The following is a 244-nucleotide window of genomic DNA, read 5'->3' as shown; positions in this document are numbered from 1 at the left end:
GAAGCTGGCAGCCACCTGCTCTCCCACACCGTCTCCAGTGCAGTACCATCGGCCGCTTAGGTCTTAACCATCGTGTTCGGGATGGGAACGGGTGTGTCCCCTAAGCGCATCGCCACCAGCAGTAGTTATCCAGTTTTTGAAACTGTAAAGTCTGCGGCATCTTTCGTTTCTGTTTCTTATGTCTCTGTCTCTTCTGCCGTTCCTTAATAACTAAACAGTGAAACCCATTCTTTACTTGTTCTTC

1 rRNA gene is annotated in these 244 nt (G+C 49.2%); it reads right to left on the bottom strand.

Annotation, left to right across the window (positions count from 1 at the left end):
- Window positions 1-2: 2 nt before the first annotated feature.
- Window positions 3-120: ribosomal RNA gene (gene rrf, locus DWX00_RS19440) — 5S ribosomal RNA — on the bottom strand.
- Window positions 121-244 lie beyond the last annotated feature (124 nt).

Source organism: Blautia sp. AF17-9LB (assembly GCF_003479185.1).
Taxonomy (GTDB): domain Bacteria; phylum Bacillota; class Clostridia; order Lachnospirales; family Lachnospiraceae; genus Fusicatenibacter; species Fusicatenibacter saccharivorans.
The sequence above is the reverse complement of the archived record's forward strand: the minus strand, read 5'-3'. Positions and strand labels throughout refer to the sequence as shown.